The organism is uncultured Cytophaga sp. (assembly GCF_937863595.1).
In the GTDB taxonomy this organism is placed as follows: domain Bacteria; phylum Bacteroidota; class Bacteroidia; order Cytophagales; family Cytophagaceae; genus Cytophaga.
On the sequence record NZ_CALMGQ010000023.1, the window covers coordinates 1 to 5,744 of the forward strand.

At 34.7% G+C, this 5,744-nt stretch carries 8 protein-coding genes and 1 pseudogene; all 9 read right to left on the reverse strand.

Going from position 1 to position 5,744, the window contains the following annotated elements; all coding sequences use genetic code 11:
* Positions 1–148: 148 nt before the first annotated feature.
* On the reverse strand, positions 149–1,093 hold the full coding sequence (locus Q0543_RS01800; protein WP_299248235.1) for a HaeIII family restriction endonuclease: 945 nt from the start codon (positions 1,091–1,093) through the stop codon (positions 149–151).
* A gap of 2 nt (positions 1,094–1,095) precedes the next feature.
* Positions 1,096–2,187 carry a DNA cytosine methyltransferase gene (locus Q0543_RS01805; RefSeq protein ID WP_299248237.1) on the reverse strand — a complete coding sequence of 364 codons (1,092 nt, stop codon included), beginning with the start codon at positions 2,185–2,187 and terminating at the stop codon, positions 1,096–1,098.
* Between the two features lie 176 nt (positions 2,188–2,363).
* The gene (locus tag Q0543_RS01810) at positions 2,364–2,570 is read right to left on the reverse strand and encodes a hypothetical protein (protein WP_299248239.1); all 207 of its coding nucleotides are present in this window, start codon (positions 2,568–2,570) and stop codon (positions 2,364–2,366) included.
* A gap of 8 nt (positions 2,571–2,578) precedes the next feature.
* On the reverse strand, positions 2,579–2,797 hold the full coding sequence (locus Q0543_RS01815; protein ID WP_299248241.1) for a hypothetical protein: 219 nt from the start codon (positions 2,795–2,797) through the stop codon (positions 2,579–2,581).
* Between the two features lie 8 nt (positions 2,798–2,805).
* On the reverse strand, positions 2,806–3,024 hold the full coding sequence (locus tag Q0543_RS01820) for a hypothetical protein (RefSeq protein ID WP_299248242.1): 219 nt from the start codon (positions 3,022–3,024) through the stop codon (positions 2,806–2,808).
* A 70-nt stretch (positions 3,025–3,094) separates the two neighbouring features.
* Entirely contained in the window at positions 3,095–3,322 is a 228-nt protein-coding gene (locus Q0543_RS01825) for a ferredoxin (protein WP_299248244.1), read from the reverse strand.
* The gene (locus tag Q0543_RS01830) at positions 3,322–4,560 is read right to left on the reverse strand and encodes a peptidase U32 family protein (RefSeq protein ID WP_299248246.1); all 1,239 of its coding nucleotides are present in this window, start codon (positions 4,558–4,560) and stop codon (positions 3,322–3,324) included. Before Q0543_RS01830 ends, Q0543_RS01825 begins: the two co-directional genes overlap by 1 nt.
* 11 nt (positions 4,561–4,571) lie before the next feature.
* Positions 4,572–5,486: a tryptophan 2,3-dioxygenase family protein gene (locus tag Q0543_RS01835; protein WP_299248249.1), complete on the reverse strand. Its 915-nt coding sequence runs from the start codon at positions 5,484–5,486 to the stop codon at positions 4,572–4,574.
* A gap of 43 nt (positions 5,487–5,529) precedes the next feature.
* Positions 5,530–5,744: pseudogene (locus Q0543_RS01840) on the reverse strand (4-hydroxyphenylpyruvate dioxygenase); the annotation flags it as partial.

The window sequence follows — 5,744 nt, forward strand, 5'->3', positions numbered from 1 at the left end:
AACATTTCGGTAGACAACGGTTCCAATGCGGCCGAAGCAAACCGCGAAAACGTTACCAGTAATGTGCGTAGACAAATCGACTTGACAAATAGCATTTTATTCCGATAAATTCAGTTTAGACAAGCTTTCCTAAGATAAATAATATAAATTAATAGGTGATATGGTTTGAGTACATTGATTGAGGATGTCCAATCAAATTAATATCAAACTTCAAAGAAGGTACAACATTCGTTTCAGCACTATGTATTCGAAAAGAAATTGTCCATCCCTGATCACAAACAAGTAATAACGTATTATTTGAATTCGGTTTATATGCGAATTGAATAATTTGGCTTGGCAATCGCAATCGTTGGACCGTTCTTCCAAGACCTCCTGTGACAGTTTTATTTAATGTTCCATGCATATTGAATGCTAAAACTTCAACAACACTTTTTCTTTTAATGACTTTATAAAAATCATGTCGCCCGAGCAAATAACTAGCCAATATTGACGGAACGTTATTATTCTGCTGATTAAGTAAATTTAATTCGGCAATAAATGCGTCAAGCATGGGCATATAAACAGTACGACCTTTATTACTTACGTTTCTCCAAATCTCACCTTGTGCTTTAAGGTTCCGAAGATTTTGAAAAATTGGAGCAATAGAATTAAAATAATTAGTAGTGCAATTTAAGCCAAGCCATTCACGACCAAAATCAAGAGTATCGGAAAGCCTAGAGTGTTTAACAGCTTTGTGATTATTCTTTGCTGAAATTCCTATTTCCCACTTCTGCTGGGAACGGATAAATAAAACATCACGTACATCTCCGTGCTGTCCAACTCGATCTGGCATTAATTGTAATTGCAATATATCTCCTGCAGATGAAGGGTTTAACAGTCGCGGTTCCAAATGAATAATGTGATTGATAGCAGCAATTGCTGCATCTTCATATTTAGCTTTTTGAGGATTGTTATATAATAGAAAAGAATTTTCAGCACTAGTATAGCTTGCATCAATAACTAAATTGGTTGCATGCGTTCTCGAAAGAATTGTGTTCGCTTGAGTTATTAAAGCAAATTCAAATGCTTTGCCTGCGTCTTTTTGCGTTGGCATAATTAATATGAATTTACGATTTCTAACATTCGCTCTTTAACCAAAAGACCACTCAATATATTTTTGCTTTTATACATCTTTCCATTTACTTTCTTGATGATTTTTTTTGTTTTCAAATCATGATAAATCTTTTCTGCAATTGCTCTTGCCAATTCGACAGGCACCGCATTTCCAATCATCTTGTAACCAGCAGAAATATGCTTATAATGAAAAATAAAACTGTCAGGAAAAGTTTGAATTCTCGCACATTCTCTCACACTAAGTCTTCTATAAAGTCCTTTTTTACCTTTAACAAATTCTCTTTTGTTTTGTTCGATAAATTTCATTTTAGGAGCTTGAGGATGAATTGGTGCATGACGCCCACCCGCCTGAATCGTAAATGACACTTCATCCCAAGAACGCACCCTATTTCTTGACATATACATTGGAGAGAAATCTCCAATCATAAATTCATGATTAGGTATCTCGCAATTTTCTCCATTCGAATAATTTAAACTCTTAGCGGGCAAAACATAATTCTTCAAATCTCCAATAGCCTGTTCAAGTGTAATTTTGCATTCAGCGGTACTTGGCTTAGGGAAATTAAATTTTATAGCCAAGTCTTTTCGATAACCAATAAAAAAAACACGCTTTCTATCTTGAGGCACATTATAATCGGAAGCATTAAGCATATTGAATGACAAAACATATCCGCACTGACTAAACATTTCTTTTATGTTTTCTAAAACTTTTCCATGTCTCTCCAATAACATTCCCGAAACATTTTCAGCTAAGAAAAACTTCGGTTGTTTGTCTGCCAATATTCTCATAAACTCAAAAAACAACTGCCCTCTCTTGTCTCCGATTCCCCTCAATGCACCTGCTTCGCTCCAACTTTGACAAGGAGGCCCTCCGATAATTCCATCACAATCTGGAACTTCATGAGAAGGAATATCAACAATACTTCTCCTATCTAAAATTGTGTTTTTATGATTTTTTTCATACGTCTCCCAAATTTCCTTATCATATTCGTTGACCCAAATGACATCAAATCCAGCTTTCTCAAAGCCTAAATCAAGACCTCCAGCCCCTGCAAAAAAAGAAACAACCTTCATAATAATATATTTATAAGTGAACTAAACAAAGTTAAGTAAGTATACAAGTTTTGACTGCTATATTTTATAGCATTTTTAAGGTTTTACTAACATTTTCCTTTTTATACTATACAGAATATACTTGAGTAAAATCAACTATTGTGGTACACAACTGGTAACACATGCTAAGCATTAGTTCACTGTACAACGCAGTTCTTATGCTCGGTTGAATTGGATTTACATGATTTTTCGAAGCCTTTTTTACCAAGCTTGGTAGTTTTTACTTTATCACCTTCGGTAATTTCTCCGGAATTTAAATCTTTACAAACACAGAGGTATTCTTTTTCGCAGGAAACGAATAAAAAAGCAGTAGCCATTATTATCATTACAACTATTTTATTCATGCTTCATGTTATTCGATATAGCAGTTAGTTAAAGAATCTAGTTCAATGTTCATATTGTCCTTACAAGATTTTATGGCTGCTTTTTTAGCAAATACAGTTCCCTTATAAGTTTCTCTATAACTCGAAACATCTGTATTTGGCTTGGTGCAATAACATACATAATCTTTTTGGCAAGAAATTAATACACTCATTACAACCACAACAACCAGAACCGTAATTTTTTTCATATACTTTTTTATTCTAAATGGCAATTTTCTAAAGCGCCACCTGAAACGTCGTTGTTTGCTTTACAAGATTCCTCCGCTGCCGTTTTAGTAAAAGTATTGGCTTTAAAATGGTCGCCATAGCTTACATCACCGGTATTAGAATTGGTGCAAACACAAACGTAGTCTTTTTTACAAGAAACAAATGCGCTTGCCATAAATATAGAAAAAATAAGTATAGATTTTTTCATGCTCAATTTTTTTTGTCAAAAATAGAGTCTTAAAAAAAAGAAAGCAATACCCACTAGCACGTATTTATAATTAAACCGTATGGATTTTAATGATATTAACGGGGCAGTTTTTAGCGGCTTTTAAATTATCTTCTAATTCATGGTCGTTTACCAAAACGGAGAAGAAACCACGTTTTTCAACACCACCTACTAAAGTGCATTTACCATCTTTGGTAGAAATACGCCAACGATAATCAGCCGCTTCTACACAAGCATTGCAGCCAATACATTTGATACGTTGTTGAATAATGCGAATCATTACACTTCTGGAACTAATTTGTATAATTTATCAGAAGGACGAATTTTTTCATCGCTAACAATCGTAAAGATATTTCCTTTTACCACTTTATCAGTCGGTTTTCCATCTACTCTTAATTCTTCTATTTTCATCTCAAGATAACCAGTGGTTGGGCCTGTAATCATAATTTCGTCTCCCACTGATAAACTGTGTGATTCGCATTGAAACTCCCCTACTTTGGCTTGTTCAAAATATTTTAAACCTTTGGCTAAGTATATTTTTTTCTTGGAAGATTTAGATCCATTCTCATCGCACCACTCACCCATTTTACGGCCTAAATAATACCCATCCCAAAAACCACGATTAAATACCGTTGCCAATTGGGTTTTCCAGTTTTCTATTTTTTCTTTGGTATACGTTCCTTCTAAATACGCATCAACGGCTTCGTTATAACATTTAGTAACCGTATGTACATAATCTACAGAGCGTCCACGGCCTTCTAATTTCAAAACACTCACACCCGCATCTAAAATTTTATCTAAAAAATCAATGGTACATAAATCCTTTGCCGACATGATAAATTCATTATCGATTTCAAATTCCATTCCATCTTCTTTATCAGTCACCACATAACTTCTACGGCAATTTTGAATACAAGCACCTCTGTTAGCAGAAGCAAAATGCGAATGTAAACTCAAATAACATTTCCCTGAAACAGCCATGCATAAAGCACCGTGAGCAAAAATTTCTAGCTCTACTAATTTACCAGAAGGTCCTATAATATTTCTGCGTTTTATTTCTCGGCTAATATCTGCTACTTGCATCAAACTTAATTCCCGCGCTAATACAACTACATCAGCAAAGTTGGCATAAAATTCAACGGTATCAATATTAGAAACATTGGCTTGGGTAGAAATATGAATTTCCACGCCAATTTTTTTGGCATAATTCAGCACCGCGTGATCAGCTGCAAGGATAGCAGTTACGCCGCTGTCGTGTGCCGTGCTCACAATACTTTTCATCAACGTAATATCGTGATCGTACAAAATCGTATTCAGCGTTAAATAGGTTTTAACATTGTTTTCTCTGCCAATTTCAGCAATGCGTTTTAAATCTTCTAGCGTAAAATTATTACTAGAACGAGCGCGCATATTCAACTGCTCTACTCCAAAATAAACCGAATTGCAACCTGCTTTTATTGCCGCCATTAAAGCCTCGTAAGAGCCCGCAGGCGACATTAATTCAATAGAACGTTTCATTAAATTTGATACTACACGTTATTTCCCCAATTCTCTAACTCATCTTTACTCCATAATTCAGGGAAGAAAATACGACGTTGATATTTTGGATGCATATATTTTCTCCAATCACTTCCTCCTGTTGCTTCTGCATTTCCTAAATATTTACCAGCGGCGTTATAGTGAGCCATAACCCAAGACACGTTTACTGTATAATCATAGTGACGCATCGCTTTAATTAAGTCTGCATCATTTTTAACAGACTCTGGCAATTGCTTGAATTTTGTCCATAAGTTGGTTGTATTATACCCTTCCATTTGAATTAAAAACTCCGCCTTGTAACGTTTTTCAAAATTTCTAATTAAGGTATTCTTTTTACCAGTCGCGTGATCTTTACCAGCAGCTTGCCAATACAAATGTTCATAGGCATGCTCGTATGGTGTATTTCTATCAATCGTTGCTCTAAAACGGTAGTCAATTAAATTAATTAACTCTGTGGAAGCAAATTCAATTAAACGGTATTGCGCGCTTTGAAAACCGCTTGCAGGCGTTAAGGTATTTCTAAATTTCATGTATTGTTCTTTCTCCATACCATCTCCCATGATATCAAAAGAAGAAGATAACATATCAAAATAACGACTGATGCGTCTTAATTTTTCGGTAAAGAAAGGTGCAGAAACTTCGGCACTGTTACTTACTTGATTAATTTCCCATAAAATCATTTTAAACAACAACTCATTAATTTGATGATACATGATAAATACCATTTCATCAGGTTGAGTGGTGCGTTGAACTTGAAGGCCTAATAAAGCATCAGGTAAAATATAATCCCAATATGTAATTGGATTAGCCCAAACCAAACCTTCTAAATGAACATCTGGGTTTTGATCGATGGCTTTATATTTATCTTCAATACGAGAAACGATTTCTTTTTGTGAGTCAGTCATACTTTTTATTTTCCGCTAAATTAACATAATTCTAGAAAAAAAATTAAAGAGTTCCTCTTCTAGCTTGTTCTGCTTCAATGGATTCAAATAAAGCTTGGAAGTTTCCTTTTCCGAAAGACTTCGCACCTTTACGTTGAATAATTTCAAAGAACAATGTTGGCCTGTCTTCTACTGGTTTTGTAAAGATTTGTAATAGGTATCCGTCTTCATCTCTATCCACCATGATACCCCATTTCTTTAACACTTCCATATCTTCCT